Here is a 22,229-nt window from a genome sequence, read left to right on the forward strand (position 1 = left end):
TATTGCCGAAAAGGCCATATATAACTTGAGCAAAACACAAAGAAGCAGGCAGCAGGGACGCAATGGCAAGTTTGATCAAATATCTATTTTATATTGTTGTTCTGGCCGCGATCGGCCTGGTGGGATACGCCTATGTCGGCCCGTGGTTCGGCGCTGATTTCAGCGCCCCGACAGAGGAGATCCGCAAACCGGTGGTCCTGCATGCCGACTAGGCGTTCTTCAGGACCTCTGGCCCTTGCCGTTGCGACGATATTTGCGGGCGCTGCGGGCGCCTCTCCGCCACTGGCAGAGGAACCGCTGACGGTGATCGACTGGCTGGGACAAACCCAAAGCCAGGTATTGCCGGATACAGTACTGCTGGAGCCGCCAACCGCGGGAAGCGCCGCGCGGCCGGAAATCTCGGTAACCCCGCTTGAGGCGCTGTTGCCCCCGATCGGGCTCGTAACACCTTCTGCCACCGGGCTACCAATCGACCTTTGGCGCGGCAGCGCTCCGCAGGACATTGCACGGCTGCTGCGCGACGTGCCGGTGCATAACAGCCCGGCGATGCAGTCGCTGCTGTTCACTGTCATTCTATCAGAGAGCCGCCCCTTGCCCGGCGGCGATGACGCCATTCTGCTGGCCCGCCTCGACCGGCTGATCGACCTCGGTGCCATCGACCCGGCACAGGCGCTGGCCGAACAGGCTGGACCGTCGGAAACACGCGCGCGATTCGACCGCTGGTTCGACAGCACGCTCCTGACCGGGGATGAGGACCGCGCCTGCGCCGCCCTGACCGCTGCCCCCTATCTGGCGCCAGATTACAGCGCGCGGATCTTTTGCGCGGCCCGGCGCGGCGACTGGCCGACTGCGGCGCTGATGCTGGAATCCGCCCATGCGCTGGAGCTGCTGGATCCACCGGCGCTGGCCTTGCTCGACCGGTTCCTGAACCCGGATATCTTCGAAGGAGCCGCACCGCTTCCGGCGCCAGACAATCCTGATCCCCTGACCTTCCGCCTGTTTGAAACCATCGGAGAACGGCAACCGACGGCGCCCTTGCCGCGCGCCTTTGCCGCCGCCGATCTGCGCGACATTGCCGGTTGGAAGGCCCAGCTTGAGGCGGCAGAGCGACTGACCCGTGTCGGGGCGCTAAACCCCAACCAACTGCTTGGCCTGTTCACCGAACGCAAACCTGCCGCCTCCGGCGGTATATGGGACCGGGTCCGCGCCCTGCAGACCTTTGAAACCGCGCTGCGCGGCAATCGGAGCGATCCGGGCACATCTACGGCAGTGGATGACGCCCTTCAGTCTGCCTGGGAGGCCGCGCAAGCCTCTCGGATCGAAGTCGCCTTTGCCGATCTTTTTGCCGACGATCTGGGCCGCGCACGCCTGCAGGGAGAGGCCGCCGAACTGGCCTGGCGTATCCGGCTCTTGGCGCGAAGCTATGAACTCGCGGCGCACAATCCGCCGTCGCGCTCCGCCGAAGATCTGTTTCTGGCTGCTTTGGCACAAGGCCGCCCGGCAGAGGTACAGCCCCCTTCCGATCTGGCGGCCTCCATCGCGACCGGTTTTGCTGCCGACGCAGAAATGCCTGTTTCCATCGCCCGCCTTCTGGACAACGGCCAGCTGGGCGAAGCGATCTTGCAGACCATGGAACTCTTTGCCCATGGCGCCGATGGCAACCTGGGTGATCTCAGCGCCGCGCTGGTTGCACTACGGGCGATGGGGCTTGAGGATACCGCGCGCCGGGCGGCGCTTCAGCTCTTGCTGCTCGGCAGGCACTGATATGGATGCCCCGCGCGATGATCTGCAATGGATCGCGACCTTCCTTGATGCTCAGGCAGCTGATCTCGGAGCGGCGCGCAACACGCTTTTGGCCTATGGCCGCGATCTGAAGGATCTGGCGGGCTGGATGGCCCGGCGTGGTATTTCCTTTAGCGCGGCCAGTCAGGATGACATCGAATCCTACCTGGTTGCCTGCGACGCCGAGGGCCTCTCTCGCGCCACCCGCGCGCGGCGTCTCTCCGCGATCCGGCAGATTTATCGCTTTGCCTTCGAAGAAGGCTGGCGCACAGACAATCCCGCCATTCAGATCAAAGGGCCGGGGCGCAGCAAATCCCTGCCCAAGACGCTGGAGGTGACCGAAGTCGACCGCCTGCTAGAGGCCGCGCGTCAGACTGGCCGCACACCCGACGACCGGCTGCGCAACACCTGCCTGATGGAGTTGCTCTATGCCACCGGCATGCGGGTGAGCGAACTGGTCTCGCTGCCGGTCAGCGCCGCACGGGGCGATCCGCGCATGCTGCTGGTTCTGGGCAAGGGCGGCAAGGAACGCATGGTACCCCTGTCGCCCCCGGCCCGCGATGCGCTGGCCGAATGGCTGCAAGCCCGCGATGCCGCCGCTGCCGAGGTTGAAAAACAGGGCAAGCCCGCCTCACGGTTTCTGTTCCCCTCGCGCGGCAAGGAAGGGCACCTGACCCGGCACCGGTTCTACCTGTTGATCAAGGAATTTGCCGTCACCGGTGGCGTGTCGCCGCAAAAGGTGACGCCGCACACGCTGCGCCACGCCTTTGCCACCCATCTACTGGCCAATGGCGCCGATCTGCGCGCCATTCAAGCGCTGCTGGGGCATGCCGACATCGCCACGACCGAGATCTATACCCATGTGCTGGATGCCCGGCTGAGCGAGCTGGTCCTGCAGCACCACCCCCTGTCCCGCAACAAGGGCCCTGGCGACAAAGAATAAGCCGCGCCGCACGGAAGCGCCCTGCCCCTTGAACGAAACCGGCAGGACGCCCATAACCATAAAAAATCCTTCTGATAAACTGGACCCGACATGGAAACCGATCCGACCACTCTGGACAGCGCATTCTGGCTTAGCGCCGGATCCATTGCTCTGCTGCTCGTTCTTTCGGCCTTCTTCTCTGGCTCCGAAACAGCCCTAACCGCCGCCTCGCGCGGGAAGCTGCGCACCCAGGCCGACAAGGGCGCACGCGGCGCCCGCAGCGCCTTGGTCGTAACCGAGGACAGCGAGCGGCTGATCGGCTCGGTTCTGCTGGGCAACAACCTCGTCAATATCCTGGCGACCTCACTGGCGACAGCGCTTTTCACCCGCGCATTCGGCGAAGGCGGCGTTGCTCTGGCGACCCTGGTCATGACTCTGCTGGTTCTGATCTTTGCCGAGGTTCTGCCCAAGACATACGCGATTTCCAACGCCGAAAAGGCCGCGTCTGCCGTAGCCCCGGTGATTGGCTTTCTCGTGACCATACTGGCGCCGGTCGTCGGTGCAGTACGGCTGCTGGTGCGCGGCGTGCTGCGCCTCTTCGGAGTTCAGATCGACCCGGACAGCCACATCATGGCAGTGCGCGAAGAAATCGCAGGTGCCCTGCAACTCGGCCATTCCGAAGGCGTCGTGGAAAAAGAGGACCGCGACCGTATCCTCGGCGCGCTGGATCTGTCCGACCGTTTTGTGGAAGAGATCATGCTGCACCGTTCCCATATCGAGATGATCGACGCCAATTCCGACCCAGAGGTCATTCTGGAGCAATGCCTGACCTCGCCGCATACCCGTCTACCGGTGTTCAAGGATGAGCAGGAAAACATCATCGGCGTGGTGCATGCCAAGGATCTGCTGCGCGACATGTATGCCCAGATCGGCGGGCCGGATGGCGATGCCGCGGCGTTGCGCAACTTCCAGATCACCTCGGTCGCGAAACCGCCCTACTTTGTACCGGAAACAACCACGCTGGACGACCAGATGCGCCAGTTCCTGCGCATGCGCAGTCATTTCGCCCTGGTGGTGGACGAATATGGTGCCTTGCAAGGTCTCATCACGCTTGAGGACATCCTTGAGGAAATCGTCGGCGAGATCACCGATGAATTCGACCCGGCGGAGCAATCCCTTGCCAAGAAGACCCAGGACGGCAATTTCCTCGTGGAGGGCGCCACGACCATTCGCGATCTCAACCGCGCCACCGAATGGAACCTGCCCGATGATGAGGCGAACACCATCGCCGGTCTTGTGATCCATGAGGCACAGATGATCCCCACCGTTGGACAGGTGTTTTCCTTCCATGGCTTCCGGTTCGAGGTGACAGGTCGCGAAGGCAACCGGATCACCGATCTGAAGGTGCGCCCGCTGACATGACCCAGAGCCCGCGCAGAAACGGAGGCGATAGCCCCGCCTCCCGGACCGGACGCAGCCCATGACCCGGGCGTGGCGGTGGATCGACAGTATCTTCGTGGATCTGTCCCGGCAGATGCGCTGGTCGTTCCTGCCGCCGCTGCTGATCTATTTCGCCTATGGGGCGCAGGGCATCACCTCGGTTGCCGGGGCCTTTTACGTCAAGGAATATCTGGATCTGCCCGCATCCTTCCTCGCCGGGCTCAGCTTTTGGGTGGGTATTCCCTGGGCGCTGAAAATGCCGATCGGGCATCTGGTCGACCTGATCTGGCGCTGGAAATACCTGCTGATCCTTCTGGGTGCGGCGTTGATGGCGTCAAGCTATGGGATCATCGTGGCATTATTGACCCTGCCCGAGGTTATGCAGGCGATCATGCCGGTCAATGCCTGGTATGTAACCGCAATCATTCTGGCGCCCTGCGGTTTTGTGCTGCAGGACGTGGTCGCCGATGCCATGTCTGTCGAGGCGGTTCCGCACCGGGATACCGACGGCACGTTGCTGGCCGAAGAAGAAACCCGTGCCCTGCACACCACCATGCAGACCCTGGGCCGTATCGCCCTGATCGGCGGCTCCAGCGCGGCGGCCGCGCTGAACGTGCTGTTGTTCGAAGGCGCCGAAGCCCTGCCACAAGCCGAAAAGGGCGCGCTTTATGCCCATGTCTATACGCTGGCGCTGTTGGTGCCGGTACTGTCCCTGTCCGGGGTCGCGCTTGCCCTTGTACAGCGCTTGCGCAGGACTGCCGATCTGCGCCGCGCCGGACTGCCACAGGCCGAGATCCGCGTCCGGCTCGATCCGCCGCGCGATCCGGTAGATGTGAACTGGTGGTATTTCATCGGCGGCGGCGCCTTTGTTGCGCTGTCGCTTAGCGTCGGACTCAGCGATCTGGCCTATGGGCAGGAAATCATCTTTGCCGGATCCATGGCCATCGTCCTACTGCTGATGCGCCAGTTGATCGCGGTGCTGACGCCAGCCCAGGCCCGCGCGCTGATTGGCACCGCGATCATCATTTTCGTCTACCGTGCCAAGCCCCTCAGTGGCCCCGGGGCCAGTTGGTTCGAAATCGACGTTCTGGGTTTTGATCCTCAGTTCTTTTCGGTGCTGTCGCTGATCGCTTCGCTGCTGACACTGGTCGGCATGATCGTTCTGCGGCCAATGATGGCCAACCACACGATTGCCTGGATCGTGATTTTCCTGACATGCAGCGAGGCCCTGCTGAGCCTGCCGAATCTGGCGCTTTACTACGGTGTCCATGAATGGACCTCGGCGATGACCGGTGGGGTCGTGGATGCCCGTTTCATCGCACTGGTGGACACGGCCGTGGAATCGCCGCTGGGACAGGTGTCGATGATCCCGATGCTGGCATGGATTGCCCGCAACGCGCCCTCGGGGCTGAAGGCGACCTTCTTTGCGGTGATGGCCTCCTTCACCAATCTAGCGCTTTCGGCCTCCAGCCTTGGCACCAAGTACCTCAACCAGATCTTCGTGGTCACGCGTGAGGTCACAGATGCCGATGGCACCGTCGTCACCGCCGCCGATTACACTCAGCTCGGACCATTGTTGATCACCGTTGCCGTGCTGACGCTGGTCGCGCCGCTGATCGCCATTGTCATCATCCAGAACAGCCGTTTCCGCAGCGAAGACTGACAGTTCCCCTCTCCTCCGATCTGCCAGCGACATGAGATGTCGCTTTTTCACTGGACTACTGTTCACTTCTGTCCAGAATAGCCGAAACGCAGAACGCCAGGGAGCACAATTATGAAGACCACAACGCGCGTGGCAGTCATCGGCGGCGGAGTCGTCGGCTGTTCGGTCCTTTATCACCTGACCAAACTGGGCTGGTCCGACGTCATGCTGATCGAACGGTCCGAGCTGACCTCGGGTTCGACGTGGCACGCGGCAGGCGGCTTTCACACGCTCAATGGCGACACCAATATGGCGGCGCTTCAGGGCTATACCATCAAACTCTACCGCGAGCTGGAAGAGATCACCGGCATGTCCTGTGGCTTGCACCACGTCGGCGGCATTACCCTGGCTGATAACCAGGAACGCTTTGACATGCTGAAGGCCGAGCGGGCCAAACACCGCTTCATGGGGCTTGAAACCGACATCATCGGCCCCGAAGAAGTGAAGAAACTGTCAGAGGTCACCAATACCGACGGCATCCTTGGCGCGCTTTACGATCCGCTCGACGGGCACCTTGATCCCTCGGGCACCACCCACGCCTATGCCAAGGCAGCGCGCATGGGCGGTGCAACCATCGAAACCCATTGCAAGGTGATCGAGACCAACCAGCGCCCCGATGGCACCTGGGACGTGGTCACCGAAAAGGGCACCATCCACGCCGAACACGTGGTCAACGCAGGCGGTCTTTGGGCGCGCGAAGTGGGCGCGATGGCCGGGGTTTATTTCCCGCTGCACCCGATGGAGCACCAATATATCGTCACCGACGAAGTGCCTGAAATCGCGGCCATTATCGACGCGGGTGGCGAGCACCCGCACGTGATGGATCCAGCCGGCGAAAGCTACCTGCGCCAGGAGGGGCGCGGCCTCTGCATCGGTTTCTATGAACAAACCTGCAAACCCTGGGCGGTGGATGGCACGCCGTGGAACTTTGGCCACGAACTACTGCCCGACAATTTCGACAAGATCGAGGACAGCATCGCCTTTGCCTATCGCCGCTTCCCCGCGCTGGAGCGCGCCGGGGTGAAATCGGTGATCCACGGTCCCTTCACCTTTGCCCCCGACGGCAACCCGCTGGTCGGCCCCGTGCCCGGCATGCGCAACTACTGGTCCGCCTGCGCCGTCATGGCAGGCTTCAGCCAGGGCGGAGGTGTTGGCCTGATGCTGGCGCAATGGATGGTCGAAGGTGAATGCGAACGCGATACCTTTGCCATGGACTGTGCCCGTTACGGCGACTGGATCACGCCGGGCTATACCCGTCCCAAAGTGATCGAAAACTACCAGACCCGGTTCTCCGTCTCCTACCCGAACGAGGAACTGCCCGCCGCGCGTCCTTTCCGCACCACACCGATGTACGATATCTTCGACAAGATGGGCGCGGTCTGGGGCCAGCAGTACGGCATGGAAGTGGTGAACTACTTCGCCGCAGAGGGTGAGCCGCGCTACGAGACGCCCTCTTTCCGCCGCTCCAACGCCTTTGGCGCCACCGCGCGCGAAGTCAAGGCCGTGCGCGAAGCGGTTGGGATCAACGAGGTGCATAACTTCGGTAAATACCGCGTCACCGGCCCCAATGCGCGCGCATGGCTGGACCGTATCATGGCCGGCCGGGTGCCGCAGCCGGGCCGGATCAGCCTGACGCCGATGCTGTCGCACAAGGGACGCCTGATCGGTGATTTCACCATCTCCTGCCTGGATCAGGAAACCTACCAGCTGACCGCTTCTTATGGCGCGCAGGCCTATCATATGCGCTGGTTCCAGCAGAACGCACAGGACGACGTTCACGTCGAGAATATCTCGGACCGGGTTAACGGCTTCCAGATCGCCGGCCCCAAGGCACGCGAAGTGCTGCAGGCCTGCACGCGACAGGATATTTCCGACATGAAATTCCTGGACGTGCGCCGGATGAGCGTCGGCATGGCAGACTGCGTGGTGCAGCGGGTCAGCTACACCGGTGACCTCGGCTATGAGATCTACTGCGATCTGCCCAGCCAGCGCGCCCTGTGGAATGTGTTGTGGGAGGCAGGCCAGCCCCATGGCATGAAGCCCTTCGGCATGCGGGCGATGATGTCGCTACGTCTGGACAAATTCTTTGGCGCCTGGCTGCGGGAATTCTCCCCCGACTACACCGCCGCCGAAACCGGTCTGGACCGCTTCATTTCCTTCAAGAAGGACGTGGACTTCATCGGCCGCGCTGCTGCCGAGGCAGAACGCGATGCGGGTCCTGCGCGCAAGCTCTGCGCCTTTGAGGTTGATGCGGATGACGCCGATGTCACCGCCTATGAACCGATCTGGCTGGATGGCACGGTTGTCGGCTTCTGCACCTCGGGCGGCTATTCGCATCACGCCGGGAAATCCATCGCGCAAGGGTTCGTACCGACCGACAAGGTGGCCGAAGGGCTGGAGGCCGAGATCGAAATTCTCGGCAAGATGCACAAGGCCCGCCTGATCACCACGCCGCTGTTCGACGCCGACAGCGCCCGCATGCGCGGCTGACCAGTGATCTGAAACGCATTTCGCCTCCGCCTGTTCCCGGGCGGGGGTGACGCAGGCGCCAGAAATCTCTGGCTTTATGGGCACAATGCCCACAAGATCCCCAAACGGCTGGCAGGTGACAGAGCAGCCACGGGGGAACGTTCCATGTCCAACATTGCTATCCTTCTGCTTGCGGCAGGCGCGTCGTCCCGTATGGCTGGGCGCGACAAGCTGAGCGAAGATGTGGAAGGCCAGCCCCTGCTCGCTCTGATGTGCCGCCGCGCTGCGCTGACCGGATTGCCGGTCTATGTCACCGTCCCGAACGAGGCACACCCGCGCACCGGTCTGACCGGTACGGCAACGCCCGTCCCGGTACCGGACGCGGATGAAGGCATGGCCGCCTCGATCCGGCGCGGAGTGACAGCCCTGCCGGAGACGACCGAAGGGGTGATGATCGTGCCCGCAGACATGCCCGAGCTGGAAACGCAGGACCTGATGCACATGGCAGCGCATTTCCATGGCGGCGATGGCCCGATCCTGCGCGCCACGGCCGAGGACGGCCAGTCCGGGCATCCGGTGCTCTTTCCCAAACGCTGTTTTGCGGATCTTGAGGCGATCACCGGCGATCAGGGCGCCCGTGTGCTGCTGAAGCAGGACAAGGTACAATACATCGCCCTGCCCGCCCGCCATGCGACAACGGATCTGGACACGCCCGAAGCCTGGGCCGCCTGGCGTGCCGCGCGGGTTTGAAGGCCTACCCTCGGACGCCTACCCCAATCCGAAAGACCACCTGATAACAAGAAAGGCAGGACCCAGCGGCCCTGCCCCTCCCCCGAAGCCTCGGTCTGCAGTGGTTCACGGGTCCTCTTCCGCAGCTTCCCCCCGGTGCTACGGACGGACCGTTCAGTGAACCAGCAGCCGCGCTTCGTGTTTCTTCAACGACCGGCGCGCTGACGTATAGGCCTCGCGGCCCTCGACAGTCTGCAATTCGGGGAACAGTTCCAGCACCTCGTTGCGCTGATCCCCATCCAGACCACGCAGGGTCAGATCACCGGGCTGGAAACTTTCGGTCCAGGCACCATCCGACAGAACCACCTCGTGCTGGTCGAACATGAAGTGGATGTAGGTCACCGCAGTGGTTTCCACCACGTCCACCCCTTCAAGGCCGGTCAGGTGCTTCGCCGCGACCAGAACCTCGCGGTCCTCGAAATAAAGCGCCGTTTTGTCGTTGGCGACCAGTACCCGGTGGTTCGGACTAACCATCATGTCGCGCTCCGGCAGACCATTGCCAAGCGCACCCTGACGGATCAACACCGGTTGCAGATGCGCGGCGTCCTTCAGTTCGGCTTCGGTCAGGCTACGGGCTCCGATCCAGCGGATTTCCTGAATGCCGTTGTCACGGGTGATCACCCGGTCCCCCGCCTGCAGATCCTCGACCTTGCGCTCCCCATCAGGGGTCGCGATCAGGGTGCCCGGCGTGAAACAGGGAATGATCCGTTCGATCTCGCTGTAGGTCATGGATCCAATCACGGAATCGGCGCCATCCAGCAGGTTGATAGTGCCCGAATAGCTGTTGCCATCGGCGTCCAGCGTGCGGCTGGTGATTTCAAAGTTCTGACCGGTCAGATCCAGCGTGTCATAGTCATCGCCAGTGGAGCCACCATCGACCACATCGCCATCGGATGCACCGATGAACAAGTCGCGGTCGGCGCCGCCACTCAGCGTGTCGGCCCCATGGCCGCCGGTGATCACGTCGTTGCCGGTGCCGCCGGTCACCTCGTCGTCATCGATACCCGCATCAATGGTGTCGTCGCCTTCACCACCGGAAATGACATCGTCGTCGTCCTGGCCATAGATCAGATCGTTGCCGGCACCGCCTTCGATGGTGTCCATGCCATTGGTCGGATCAGGATCAACAGGGCGCCCATCAGCGCCATCGTCCATGATGTTGAGCCCATCCGGGAAGGCCGGATCAAGACCGCCATAAAGGGTATCGTCCCCATCGCCCCCCAGCAGAACGTCCGAGCCCTCACCGCCGATGATCATATCGTTGTCGGCGCCGCCATCGACCGTATCGTCGTCAATGCCACCATCGATGCTGTCATCACCGCTGCCACCGGAAATCAGGTCGGCGTCATCACCAGTGGTGATGGTGTCATTGCCCGCCCCGCCCGCGACGGTATCCATGTCATCATAGGGATCGCTGTCCGCCGGGATCGGCGGAATGTTCGGCGTGGTGCCGGTGTAGCCCGGGAAACCGCGATCCGGCAGCGGTGTCGGTTCGTTGCCAGAGGTGTCGATGACATCATCCCCGTCGCCGCCATCGACGCTGTCAGACCCGTCACCGCCGGTCAGGCTGTCGTCCCCGCCATTGCCGATGATCACATCATCGCCGTCGCCGCCATCAATGGTGTCATTTCCCGGCACGATCGGCGCGGTGGGATCGGTGGCATCGAAATAGACGTCGGAGACGTCGATGCCACTGTTGTCATGTCCATCCTGCGTGTGGCTGATCACGATCGAAGATACCGGCCCCGGTATCGTCACCAAGAGGGAAATGTCCGGGTCGAAATCGCTGGCATAGGTGCCGTCAACCTTGACCTCGGCGCTGTCATCGCCCGGTACGGCATCCGCATCCGCCAAAGTCAGCGCCGGTCCGCCCGAGAGATTGACGACTACCGGGTTTCCATCGGCGTCAAATGCGCTGACCTGTACCGAGCCATCGCCATCGATATCGTTGATACGGAAGGAAACATTTCCAACCGGGTCAGAAAAGTCGAGCTGATAGGCCGCGTTGTTACCGTCGCCGTCCAGTTCAGACGCCATGCCGCTGTTGGCATCGGCAGCACTGCCATCGGTGTCGATATTGCCAACAAACTGCGTGGTGTCGCTGAATAGCGTCTCAGAACCCGAGGTCTGAGACAGCACGGAGAAGTCCACGGTGACCGAACCTGTATCCTGCGAAAAGCCGCCGCTCAGATCGTCCTGCGGATCAACGGCGCCACCGTCATCCGGGTCCGGAGCCAGATCCCACTGGAACACCTCGCGGCTGCTGGGACCGGCGCCCGGCGCATCGGTGTCACCATCCAGCACGTCATCGCCTGCGCCCCCGCTAAGGCTGTCTGCCCCAGAGCCACCATGCACGGTGTCGTCCCCGGCGCCCGCTTCAACGGTGTCATCCCCGGCTGCGGCGTTGACCAGATCGTCATCCGGGCCATCTGCCGGGTTAATCGCATCACCGGCGTCGATCCGGTCGCCTTCTGGATCACCGGTATAGGCCGTGTCGATCAGGTCGTCCGTGGCTCCACCTTCTACAATCCCGTCCAACTCACCGGCGATCACGTCTTCATCCAGCACGGCCACATAATCAATCAGACCGTTAAAGGACGCAGACCCGTCCCCGGCGGCGCCGATGGAGAAACTGTCATCGCCGTCAGCGGTAACATCCAGAGACAGGCCAGCCACATCATCCCCGGCGGTGGCAACCGTGCCTTGAGTGGTGTTTTCCACCACCATCGTCTGGCCCCCATCGGTCCAGCTGTATTTCACGGTCAGCACATCGCCATAGGTGAAAAAGCCCGGGTCCGTCGTCAGCAGCACGGAAGCGCCGCCATCGGCATGTGCGACCTCGACCGCCCCATCGGCGGTGACCCGGATTTCGAAATTCTCGCCATCGGCATCGCCCGACGTTTCCAGACCGCGGCTGACAACGGTTTGGGGCTCGGAGGCCGGGACCTCATTCGGCTGGAAGGTGCTGATAAGGGTGCCTTCGGTCAGATCGAAGGGGCCATCATTGCTGCCATCGACAGAGAATTGCGTGTTGCTGCCATTTCCGAGCATCCAGCCGCCAGCGTAGGTGGTGGAGGGCGACCCCGTCCCATCCTGAGCAATGCCATCGCCCAGACCGGTGTCCTCAGTGGTATAATCCTCGCGGAAGTCCCACAAACCAATCAGATTTGCCGAATACGGGTTGTCGAAATTCTCAGCCATCACATTCTCCTCTTCGGCACGCGCTCGCACCAGAAACTCTGGACGCCGGAGCGACCGAATACCAAATAACCATGCCGCACAGATTTGCCGACATCGCCAATACCCGATCATGTAGGGGGATGCGGCCTATTCTACCGCCGCCGTATTCCGCACAGCCCGAAAGGCGTGCAGGTCAACAATGCACATTCAACGACACACTCACTGCCAGGCAGACGACAGCAAATACCAGAGCGAACAGAACCCCAGTGCCGAATTTCGGCGTACTCAAAAACAGCCCCCCCCAGATGGGCTCAATCGAAACTACCCTAGGCCCTGAAACCAACAAAGGAAAAAATCGAAAGAAAATTTAAACGATTTGTAGAAACTCAAAGAAACGCGCCCTCTTTGAGTTTGTAACGTTGAAAAACTGTTTCCAAGCTGGGGTATATCAACGACGGCAAGGGCTTAACTTGCAACGACCATTCGAAACAATCCGGCACTTACCGCCCTTATTGTGTGCAAAATTCACTCAATACCCGGCCTTCTGTTTCTCTGCTCATTGCAATTTCTGCCTGTTTGAAGCGCCAAACATCCGAGCAGCCGTGCCGGGCCAATTTCTCGGATAATCACCCAGTTTGAGGCAATCACAAGAAACAAGCGCCAATGTTGCTGCGTACGAAACAAACAGCCGCGGCAATCTTAACGAATCAACTATTCGCCGTCGCCCGCGACGCCGCATCGCGCAAGGTTTTACGGGCACGTCAGGCGCGCCCGCTCAATCCTCTCCGTCGGCTTGATCGGGGTCGAGATCCTGAAGATCGGGTTTAACCGGATCGTCGACCGCCGAACGAGGGGCAGCCGGACCGGAAGACTGCGATGTCGCGAGAGCCTCGGGGTTGCGGATCCAGATATCGCGCTGCGAGAACGGGATCTCGATGCCTTCTTCGTGGAACCGGCGAGCGATCTCGTAGTTCATCTCGGATTTGACTGAGAGCACCCAATTCACATCCCGCAGAATGGCGCGGATTTCAAAATCGAGACTGTCAGCACCAAAGCCCTGGAAGATCACACTGGGTGCCGGGTTCATCAGAACCAGCGGATTGGCCTTGGCAATCTCCATCAGGATACTCTCGACCTTGCGCAGGTCCGTGCCATAGGCCACCCCGACCGGCACGATCACGCGACCTACCGTGTTGCCGCGCGTATAGTTGGTCACAGTCCCGGTGATAAGGTCAGAGTTCGGGATGATCACATCAGAGCGGTCAAAGGTCTCAATCCGGGTGGAGCGCACCGAGATATCCCGCACGTAGCCCATCAACCCGCCAACCTCGATCCAGTCGCCTTTGGAGATCGGGCGTTCGATCAGCAGGATGATGCCCGATACGAAATTCGACACGATGGTCTGAAGGCCGAAACCGATCCCGACAGACAGGGCACCGGCAACAATCGCCAGCGAAGACAGGTCCAGTCCGGCCAGGGAAATCGCCACCACAGCGGAAATGAATATCCCCGCATAGCCAAGCCCCGAAACAATGGCATTCTGGCCGCCCGGATCGATCTTGGTCTTTGGCAGCAGAGAATTGCGCAGGCTACCCTGCACCAGACGGGTCAGCGCATACCCGGCGGCGAATACGATTGCAAAGCTAAGGAAAGCGGTCGGAGAAATCCGCGTATCGCCAATCGAAAAGCCCGCAAGGAACCGAGACCACAGCTCCGTCAGGTCGGCAACGCGGGCCCCCCAGACGATGGCCAAAATCGGCAACGACAGCGTCACCAGCAGGAAGCCAGAGATCACCGTGAGCAGCGAATCCTGCGCGGTCTGCCCCTTGCCGCTAAGCCAGCCGTAAACATCGCCAATGAAGCGTTGCAGCACGAGCATTGCCGCGAGGATCGCAAGCGTGGAGATTGCCGGATGAATCAGCGCCTCGGCCGCATTGGTATAGCCGACTGCAGCCACCAGCGGCGACACGATCCCCAAGGTATAGGCGCCACGTCGCACGACGGACCGTATCCGCCCGACATTTGAAACAGCTGGCGCTCCTGTGTCGTCGTCCTCGCTCTGCTGGGTCTCGGACATCTCGGAGATGGCCGTTAGCCGCTGTACCCGTAACATCACAAGCGCCGCAAAGACGATCAGCGGGAAGCCCAGCACCGCATGGGCCTCGACCGAGATCCTTTCGATCTGCTCAAGACGGATCAGCGCATCCTTCAGCACCAGCAACACCGCCAGAAGATCCAGCATCAACCGGGCCTGCTGGTGCCGGTTGTCTGCAACCGGGATCAGACTGCTGCCGTCGCGCGGCTTGAAGACCTGTTCGCCCAACCAATGGAAGGACAACAGCAAGAAGGCCCAGACCGGCACGTAATCCGTCAGCAGCGAACCGCGCAGCCCAAGAAGACCGGACAGATCAATTGCAGCGGTCAGCAACAGGATGCCACCGAACGGCAGCAGAACTTCCAGCAAGGAGACCACGAAACTCCAAACGCCGGTGCCACCGCCGCCATATTGGCGCAAATGGCTGCCCGCAGCCCGTGCCCAAGGGCGTCCCCGCAAGAGCAGCAGCCCGGACAACAGCAGCAGCAGCAAAATCGCCGGCAGGTTGTTGCTGATCCGCTCCCGCGTGGTGTCATTGCCCAATTGGAAAGCGGTTTCATGCCACACTGCCATTCCGGCATCGGACAGATCGGCGGCTGCCTCGGGCCAGTATTGCGGGTTCAGAGGTGACGGCCCCCGTTCCAGCAACCGTTTGGTGCGCCGTTCGCGAATGATTTTGTCGATCTCTGCAATCAAGCCGTCGGCGCGGCTGTAAGCCTCTTCAGAAACCACCCGTGGGACCCGCAAGGCATTCAGCTGATCTCGGAGGCTTGCCCGCAACTGGGCGATATCCTCGGCCTCGGTCTCGCCCTCTGCCGGGGGCGGACCTAGCGCCTCCAGCTGCCCTTCCAGCGTGCGAATCCGGTCAGCGTTGTCGGTGCCTGAAGACAGAAAGGTCTGCCGGAATCTGGCCAATTCGCTTCGCAGCTGTTCCAGCGCAGCGTTGGAAGCCCGGTTGGCATCAATAACCTGTTCCGCACGCGTCGCGGTTTTCTGCCATTCGGCAGACATGGCCCGGATCTCTTCCGTGCTCTGTGCAGACAGCGGAAGGGCCAGGCCGATCAACAGGATCAGCCCAGCCCCCCAAATGCGCAGCAAGTCAGCTATGCGTTTCATACGTCCTCGAATACACCCGGGATGGAGGCAGGAGCGTGAGTCATCCAGTCCGGCACCGGCAGGCTTTTCTCACGCAGAAAATCGGGGTTGAAAAGTTTCGACTGATAGCGCGTGCCATAATCACACAGCACCGTAACGATGGTTTTGCCCGGTCCCATTTCCTTGGCCATGCGTACGGCGCCCGCGATGTTGATCGCCGACGAACCGCCAAGCACCAGACCTTCGTTATGCAGAAGATCAAAGACAAACGGCAGGGCTTCTTCGTCCGGGACCTGATAGTTGAAATCCGGTGTGAAGCCTTCAAGGTTCTTGGTGATGCGTACCTGACCGATGCCTTCGGCAATGGAGGAGCCCTCCATCGCGATTTCACCGGTGGTGTAATAGCTGTAAAGCCCGGCGCCCATCGGATCGGCAAGACCGATCTTCACGCCCTTGGGCTGCAGCGCCTCGGCGACGCCGGCCAGCGTACCACCCGAGCCGACAGCGCAGATGAAACCATCGACCTTGCCGTCGGTCTGCTGCCAGATCTCGGGGCCGGTGGTTTCCACATGGGCCTGACGGTTGGCGACATTGTCGAACTGATTGGCCCAGATCGCACCATTGGGTTCGGTCTTGGCCAGTTCCTTGGCCAGACGCTCGGAATAGCGCACGAAGTTGTTCGGGTTGCGATAGGGCGCCGCCGGAACCTGCACCAGTTGCGCACCCGCAAGGCGCAGCATGTCCTTTTTCTCTTCGGACTGGGTTTCGGGAATCACGATGACGGTCTTGAATCCCATCGAGGCCCCCACCAGCGCCAGACCGATCCCGGTGTTGCCCGCGGTGCCTTCAACAATGGTGCCGCCCGGCTTCAGCTCGCCGCGTGCGATGGCGTCGCGGATAATATAGAGCGCCGCACGGTCCTTGACCGACTGGCCGGGGTTCATGAACTCCGCCTTGCCCAGAATTTCACAGCCGGTTTCGTCGCTGACGCGGTTCAGCCGGATCAGTGGCGTATGGCCGATTGCATCGGCCAGATCACGTGCAATGCGCATAGTATCCCTTTCGATCTTTCTCTACAGACTTAGCCAACCGCCCCTCCGATCACAAGGCGCGAAGCCACAACTGTGCCCCGCTCAACCGATGTGCGCGCGAAGCCTGTCCCGGTGCCGGGCCAGCCACAGCGCTGCCGTTACCAAAGGCATGTCCTGATAGGTATTCCTGTCCACCGCATCGATAAATTCAGAGAACGAAATGACTTTACTGCGGATGTCCTCGTGTTCACTGGCCAGCCCGCCGCCACCTTCGACCGCATCAAGATCGGCAAGCCCCACAAAAATGTGAATGAATTCACCTGAAGCGCCGCTTGAGGGATAGACCTCGGCCACGCGCTCCAGCTGGGTGACGGCTACGCCCGCCTCTTCCTGTGCTTCGCGCCGAGCGGTTTCTTCCGGCGTTTCACCGGGGTCGATCAGACCCGCCACCGGCTCCCACATCCAGGGGCGTTTTTCTCCGGCAATATAGGTCGCGGCGCGGAACTGCTCGATCAGCAGCACCTGATCGCGGACCGGATCATAGGGCAGAACCACCGCCGCCCGTCCAACCAGCGCCACTCCCCGGTTCACCACCGGGCTGAAGCTGCCATCGTAGCGGCGGAACTGGAGGTCCATCTCTTCCATGGCGAAGAAATTCACATAGGCACGTTTGTGGCCGTGCACCCGCACATCCCGCGCCAGATCGTGGGCCGGATCCTCTGGCCGGGCCTGCGCCGCCAACCAGGACGCGGCGCGGCGGCGGATCGAGGGGAAGATCCGGGCGATCTCCTCAGCCGATTTGCAACCGCGCAGGTCCATGACCTCCTCGGCAGCGCGCAGTGACAGCGCGCCCCAGTCTGCAATCCAGCCGTCCAAATCCCAGAGCTCAGTGGTATCCCACATACCGGGCGCTGGGAAATATACCTCTGCATGCGCAGGCTCTCCCCCCTCCAGGCGCACCTCCACCTGTTTCAGCGCATAATCGAAACCGCCTTCATAGAAATTGAGCGCGTCGAGATCCTGCTGCGTCACACCGCGCAGCAGCAGCCCCGGCGCAGAGGCGCCTTCGCAGGCCTCGATGGCGGGAAAGGGCTGGTCCCTGACCTGCCGCACTGCGTGATCGGCAAGCTGCGCCTGCCGCGCATCAAGACTTTCGGCGCTGCGTCCCAGAACGCATTCCAGCAGCGGCACATAGCGCAGCGTGCCGTATAAAAAGAGATCAGCCACAAGGCTCCCCCATTATGAAGTGAAAATTGACAGTCAGCGCCAGCGGTTGTGAGCGTTCTCGGTGGCGAGGCCCGCCAGAACCCCGCCGATCACCAGCGCCAGCAGGACATGCGGCACCGCCATAACGAAGAAATAGTCCAGCGAAATGGTGAAGATCGCAGTCAGCGCCTCGAACGGCCCGTCAAACCGGTGCCGCATGGCCAGCCGGAACATCTCCCAGACGCCCTGCACGAACAGCCCCCAGAACACCATCACCGCCATGCCGGTGATCCCGTTGTTGATGGCAGGCACCAGACCATGACCAGCCCGCCGCCCCATCAGGATCCAGCCACAGACAACCCCGATGGCCATGTTCACATAGGTGAAATAGCCAAAATCGGTACCCTCGGGCATCAGGGGCATGATCATGCCCGAAACAACAAAGGCAAGCAGCGCCATCGACAGGGCTGCGATCAGTCGTGCTCCGTTTGGCATCCCGGCGGGTTCCGTTCCTGTTGTGGCGGTCGCCCCCAAACGGCCACCGCATCCTGCATTGACCAGCAATTTCGCCGGTTCCCGCCTCGCAGACAAGGGTGCCGGGAACAAGTTCTGCCACCATGCGCAACTGGGCAACAAAGCTACCCTGCCCGGCGTCACTCAGCCTGCTTTCTGTCCGGCGCTACGGTGCTGCCCATAGGCCTCCAAAGCCCGCTCCCGCCCCGCTTTCAGATCGATCAGGGGCCGGGCGCGCATCTGGTCCGGGGACAGGCCCCAACTGAGCGGCGCCGCATCAAAAAAGCTGGTCGCGCTTTGCGGCGGTCTGCGCTGGCCTTCGGCGATCCAGCGGCGGATATAGCGCCGATCCGCGTCGAACTTGTCGATCTGGCCTTCCGGGTTGTAGATGCGGAAGAACGGCGCCGCATCGGGGCCGGAGCCTGCGGTCCATTGCCAGCCCATCGCATTGGCCGCCGGATCCCAGTCCACCAGACAATCCGCAAACCAGTCCATCCCGACCTTCCAATGCACCATCAGATGTTTGGTCAGGAAACTTGCCACGATCATGCGCGATCTGTTGTGCATCCTGCCGGTGACATACATCTCCCGCATCGCGGCATCGACAAAGTCATACCCGGTCTGCCCCCGTTGCCAGGCCTCCACATCCGGGGTGATCTCGCTGGACCAGCCAAAACCGTCCCATTCTGGCCGCCAGTTTTCCGTCAGGATCTGCGGGCTGTGATACATCAGGTGGTAGGCAAACTCGCGCCAGACCACCTCTTTCAGGAAATGTTCCGCGCCTTTCCCGCTGCCTGCCATCGCGCGCTGGCCCAGATGCCACATCCGGTGCGGGCTGATCTCACCCCATGCGAGGTTTTCCGACAGGTTCGAGGTTGCATCCTCGGCCGGGTAATCGCGGCGGTCCTTGTAGCGAGCGACAGCCGCTTCAAGAAACCCGTCCAGACGGTCCAGCGCCGCTTGTTCGCCAACATTGCAGTGCGCCCGCACAATATCGGCGCCGCGCCGCATCGCCGCGCCCATCTGCCAATCCGCCACCGCATCGCTGTCCGGCCAGCTCTCCGGCGCGGACAGCTTGCCCGGCTCGGGCAGCAAATCGGCGGGCTGGCGATCGCGAACGGCTTTCCAGAACGGGGTGTAAACCTTGAACATGCCCCCTGCCTTGGTCTCGACCGTCCAGGGTTCAAAGAGCAGCCGCCCGCCTTGGGATTGTACAGCGATCCCGGAGGCCTTCAGATCCTCCTTGATCGCTGTATCCCGCGCGATGGCCTCGGGATCATAAAGCCGCGACCAGACGACGCTCCCTGCCCCGGTCTCATCAATCACCTGCCGCAGAACCTCTTGCGCATCGCCGCGACGGAAAATCAGCCGACTGCCGCGCGCGGACAGCGTTTCGGCGAGTTTCTCCAGCCCAAGGCCAAGACGGAATTTCGGCGCCGCGCCCAGCGCCTTGTCCTGCGCATCCAGAATATAAAGCGGGATGACAGGCGCGCCGCTGTTCACGGCCGCCGTCAGGGCCGGGTTATCCGCAAGGCGCAGATCGCGCCGGATCCACCAGATCACCGGGGCATTGCTGGTCATATGTCTGAAAGTCCTGTGCTGCCATTCTAGTTACAGCACGCGATCTAGGGCCTCGATCAGCTGCGTCACCTCATTTTCGTTGGTGTAATGGGTAAAACTCATCCGAAGGACGCCCTGTTCCGGGTCCACCCCCATCGCCGAGAGCGCGCGCACCGCGTAGAAATCCCCGCCGCCCGCCATGATACCATGCCCGGCCAGTTCCTCTGCCAGCCCAGCGCCAGACCGGTTGACGGCAACAGCCACGGTCGGCGCGCGCACGGCGGCGTCGCTTGGCCCGATGAGGCGCAGATCGTTGCGGTCCTTCAGCGCATCCAACAGCGGTTGCAGCAGTTTGACCTCGTGGTCACGCATCAGATCGTGCACGAACCCGGCGCGCGCTGCCGCGTCTTCGGTAGGGCCGCCGTGATGATCGCACAGGGCGTCGATATAATCCGCCATACCGGCGCTGGCCGCGACCTGTGCGTGATCGGGTCCCGCAGGGGTGAAGCGCTTGTAGAGAACGTCGCCGTTGAAATAATGCGCCTGGTTCGGAAGGATTTCGCCCAGCGCGCGGCGGATGACCATGATCCCCTGATGCGGACCATAGGTCTTATAGGCCGAGAATAGGTAAATGTCCGGTCCCAGCTCCCCGACGTTGGGCAACCCATGCGGCGCGTAGGACACCCCGTCGACGCAGACAAAGGCCCCCGCTGCATGGCAAAGCGCGGTGATCTCGGTCACCGGGTTGATCTCTCCCACCACGTTCGAGCAATGGGGAAAGCAAACAAGGCGCACGTTTTCGTCCAGCAGCGCCTCCAGATCCGCCGGATCCAGATGACCGGTGGCAGGGTCGATCTTCCACTCACGGACCTCAATGCCCTCTTCGGCCAGCCGCCGCCAGGGGCCGGTATTGGCCTCGTGATCCTGATTGGTGACGATGATCGCCTCCCCCGGGGACAGGAACTGCCGGAACGCCTGCGCCAGAACATAGGTGTTCTGCGTGGTCGAGGGGCCAAAGCTAACCTCATCGGTATCCACCCCCAGGATTGCCGCAAGCCGTTGCCGGGCCTCGTCCATCTCTGCCCCGGCCAGGGTCGAGGCCTCGTAAGGCGCATAGGGCTGCACCTTGCGCTGGGTGTAATAGCGTATCAGACGATCAATCACCGGCTTGCAGGTATAGGAGCCGCCTGCGTTTTCAAAGAAAGCCTGCCCTTGCAGCGTGGGTTCGGCAAAGGCCGGGAATTGCCCGCGTACAAAATCAATATCCAGCGCCATCTGTCATTCCCCTGCTTTTGTGTTCGCAAAAGGGATGCAGATCTTGCCGTGCAAGGTCAAGCGCCGGTACGCGGTGGAACCGTCCTGCAGCGTGAGGCGCCAGATGCGTAGCCAAAAGAAAGAGCGCGCAGTATCAACCCTGCGCGCTCCCTTCGTCTCAGAAAAACGGTGTTTCCGTTACCCGTTCACATCCACCACGACGCGGCCTTTGACCTGCCCTTTGAGGATGTCTGCGCCCAGTTGCGGCAGATCCTGCAAAGTTGCGGGCTGGATCATCGCCTCCAGTTTGTCCATCGGCAGATCGGTCGCGATCCGCTCCCAGGCGCGCAGGCGGTTGTCATAGGGCTGCATTACGGAATCAATACCCAGCAGGTTCACCCCGCGCAAAAGGAAGGGCACCACAGTTGCGGGCAGGTTCGCACCACCAGCCAGCCCCACCGCCGCAACGGAGGCACCGTATTTCATCTGCCCCAGCACACGTGCCAGCATCGCCCCGCCGACCGCATCAACGCAGCCCGCCCAGGTTTCGCTTTCCAGCGGGCGTTTGACCGTCTCATTGATTTCTTCACGGGCCACGATCTGTGTCGCGCCAAGGCTGCGCAGGTAATCCGCGGTCTCTGGACGGCCGGTCACGGCCGCGACCTCATAGCCGAGATTAGCCAGAATCGCGGTTGCAACTGAGCCAACTCCACCGGCGGCGCCTGTCACCAGAACCGGACCGTGGTCCTTTTGCAGCCCGTGATCCTCCAGCGCCATGACCGCCAGCATGGCGGTGAACCCAGCGGTTCCCACTGCCATCGCCTGGCGGGTTGTCAGCCCTTCGGGCAGCGGTACCAGCCAATCGGCGCGCACACGGGCCTTTTGCGAATAACCGCCCCAATGTGCCTCTCCCACGCGCCAGCCGGTCAGGACCACCTTGTCCCCCGCCTTGTAACGCGCATCCGAAGACGCCTCGACCGTACCGGCAAAGTCGATGCCGGGAATATGCGGGTATTTGCGGACCAGACCGCCACCAGGGCCGATGCACAGACCGTCCTTGTAGTTCACGGTGGAATAGTCCACCGCCACAGTCACCTCGGCCTCGGGCAGGTCATCAAGGCTGATCTCCTCGACCGCCGCAGATGTCTTTCCGGTGTCTTCGTCCTTATTCACGACCAATGCGTTGAACAT

The 22,229-nt window shown here is 61.9% G+C and carries 15 protein-coding genes; 7 read left to right on the forward strand and 8 right to left on the reverse strand.

The window, feature by feature from the left end; genetic code table 11:
* The first annotated feature begins 62 nt into the window (after nt 1-62).
* The 7 genes from SM764_RS16725 to SM764_RS16755 all read left to right on the forward strand — a co-directional run bounded on the left by SM764_RS16725 (nt 63) and on the right by SM764_RS16755 (nt 9,065).
* The gene (locus SM764_RS16725; RefSeq protein WP_197492328.1) at nt 63-212 is read left to right on the forward strand and encodes a hypothetical protein; all 150 of its coding nucleotides are present in this window, start codon (nt 63-65) and stop codon (nt 210-212) included.
* Nucleotides 202-1,764 carry a hypothetical protein gene (locus tag SM764_RS16730; protein WP_369002263.1) on the forward strand — a complete coding sequence of 521 codons (1,563 nt, stop codon included), beginning with the start codon at nt 202-204 and terminating at the stop codon, nt 1,762-1,764. The genes SM764_RS16725 and SM764_RS16730 overlap by 11 nt, the downstream gene beginning before the upstream one ends.
* Nucleotide 1,765: 1 nt before the next feature.
* Nucleotides 1,766-2,725 carry a site-specific tyrosine recombinase XerD gene (locus SM764_RS16735; protein ID WP_369002264.1) on the forward strand — a complete coding sequence of 320 codons (960 nt, stop codon included), beginning with the start codon at nt 1,766-1,768 and terminating at the stop codon, nt 2,723-2,725.
* A 90-nt stretch (nt 2,726-2,815) separates the two neighbouring features.
* On the forward strand, nt 2,816-4,126 hold the full coding sequence (locus SM764_RS16740; RefSeq protein WP_368946683.1) for an HlyC/CorC family transporter: 1,311 nt from the start codon (nt 2,816-2,818) through the stop codon (nt 4,124-4,126).
* 58 nt (nt 4,127-4,184) lie between these two features.
* Nucleotides 4,185-5,807, forward strand: coding sequence for an MFS transporter (locus tag SM764_RS16745; protein ID WP_369002265.1), 1,623 nt, complete (start codon nt 4,185-4,187; stop codon nt 5,805-5,807).
* 111 nt (nt 5,808-5,918) lie between these two features.
* A complete protein-coding gene (locus SM764_RS16750) occupies nt 5,919-8,336 on the forward strand; it encodes a GcvT family protein (RefSeq protein ID WP_369002266.1) in 2,418 nt (805 codons plus the stop codon).
* A gap of 144 nt (nt 8,337-8,480) precedes the next feature.
* Nucleotides 8,481-9,065 (forward strand): nucleotidyltransferase family protein, encoded by a 585-nt coding sequence (locus SM764_RS16755; protein WP_274827987.1) that lies wholly within the window; start codon nt 8,481-8,483, stop codon nt 9,063-9,065.
* A 153-nt stretch (nt 9,066-9,218) separates the two neighbouring features.
* On the opposite strand, the gene SM764_RS16760 is transcribed toward SM764_RS16755, so the two are convergent.
* From SM764_RS16760 to acuI, 8 genes are all read right to left on the reverse strand, one after another.
* On the reverse strand, nt 9,219-12,305 hold the full coding sequence (locus SM764_RS16760; RefSeq protein WP_369002267.1) for a Hint domain-containing protein: 3,087 nt from the start codon (nt 12,303-12,305) through the stop codon (nt 9,219-9,221).
* A gap of 754 nt (nt 12,306-13,059) precedes the next feature.
* Nucleotides 13,060-15,495, reverse strand: a complete 2,436-nt coding sequence (locus SM764_RS16765; protein ID WP_369002268.1) for a DUF3772 domain-containing protein — start codon at nt 15,493-15,495, stop codon at nt 13,060-13,062.
* Entirely contained in the window at nt 15,492-16,526 is a 1,035-nt protein-coding gene (locus tag SM764_RS16770; RefSeq protein WP_065273405.1) for a cysteine synthase A, read from the reverse strand. The genes SM764_RS16765 and SM764_RS16770 overlap by 4 nt, the downstream gene beginning before the upstream one ends.
* A gap of 81 nt (nt 16,527-16,607) precedes the next feature.
* Nucleotides 16,608-17,732, reverse strand: coding sequence for an NUDIX domain-containing protein (locus tag SM764_RS16775; RefSeq protein ID WP_065273404.1), 1,125 nt, complete (start codon nt 17,730-17,732; stop codon nt 16,608-16,610).
* Nucleotides 17,733-17,765: 33 nt separating this feature from the next.
* Entirely contained in the window at nt 17,766-18,206 is a 441-nt protein-coding gene (locus tag SM764_RS16780) for a TrgA family protein (protein WP_065273832.1), read from the reverse strand.
* 162 nt (nt 18,207-18,368) lie between these two features.
* Nucleotides 18,369-19,805: a cryptochrome/photolyase family protein gene (locus SM764_RS16785; RefSeq protein ID WP_369002269.1), complete on the reverse strand. Its 1,437-nt coding sequence runs from the start codon at nt 19,803-19,805 to the stop codon at nt 18,369-18,371.
* A 30-nt stretch (nt 19,806-19,835) separates the two neighbouring features.
* The gene (locus tag SM764_RS16790; protein ID WP_368946691.1) at nt 19,836-21,059 is read right to left on the reverse strand and encodes an aminotransferase class V-fold PLP-dependent enzyme; all 1,224 of its coding nucleotides are present in this window, start codon (nt 21,057-21,059) and stop codon (nt 19,836-19,838) included.
* A 177-nt stretch (nt 21,060-21,236) separates the two neighbouring features.
* Nucleotides 21,237-22,229: an acryloyl-CoA reductase gene (acuI, locus tag SM764_RS16795; RefSeq protein WP_368946809.1), complete on the reverse strand. Its 993-nt coding sequence runs from the start codon at nt 22,227-22,229 to the stop codon at nt 21,237-21,239.

Source organism: Pseudophaeobacter sp. 1A16562 (genome assembly GCF_041008785.1).
Lineage (GTDB): Bacteria > Pseudomonadota > Alphaproteobacteria > Rhodobacterales > Rhodobacteraceae > Phycobacter > Phycobacter gallaeciensis_A.